Raw genomic sequence first — 798 nt, forward strand, 5'->3', positions numbered from 1 at the left:
ATCAAGCGTTGAACTCTTTTATGATTTACCAGATAACCACGATTTCTTAGTTCTAAATGAATCCGACGATAACCATAATTTCCCTTATGTTCGATAAAAATGGATTGAATTTCAGCTTTAAGCTCTTGGTCCTTATCTGGTTTGTATAGCTGTTTCAAGTGATAGTAGTAGGTCGAACGAGCTAGTTTAATGGCTTTTAGAAGAATATCTAACGAAAACTCAGTAATTAATTCTTGAACAATTTCTGTCTTTCTTCTTTCTCTTTTTCCTCCTTCAATCGGAGTTCTCTCAACTTTTTTAGGATGGCATTCTCCGCTCTCAGGTACTCATTTTCTGCTTGAAGACGTTCTAATTCTGTCCTCTCTTCAGGTCTCTTTTTTGGCTTACGTCCCATTTTAGGTATTCTCCCTCTTGTTTTCTCAACAATAGTATACCCGTTTTTCTTGTATTGTGCTAGCCAATTAGGCAACATTCCACTACTTGGAAGAGCATAATCCAGAGACACCCTAATTTGTGAACAACCTTCAAGAAGAACTTTATCAATGATCTCTTGTTTTAGTTCAGGAGAATAGTAACAATTCTTTCCTTTTTTGACGATTTCTATTCCATAACGATCAATCAATTTAATCATGTACTGAAGATTAGAAATGTTTATCCCAAATTGATCTGAAAGCTTTCTAAAGCTCTCTCCTTGCTTTTTGAGTTCATAGATCCGAACTTTATCTTCATAAGTTAATTTCATAATAAAAACACCCCAAAAGTTAGATTTTCTTTTGTCTAACTTTTGGGGTGCAATTC

At 34.6% G+C, this 798-nt stretch carries 1 pseudogene; it reads right to left on the bottom strand.

What is annotated here, in order from left to right:
• Positions 1-742 (bottom strand): annotated as a pseudogene (locus tag QM450_RS10570) (IS3 family transposase); the annotation flags it as partial.
• Between the last annotated feature and the right edge of the window lie 56 nt (positions 743-798).

The organism is Streptococcus infantis (assembly GCF_047464615.1).
GTDB lineage: Bacteria > Bacillota > Bacilli > Lactobacillales > Streptococcaceae > Streptococcus > Streptococcus infantis_Y.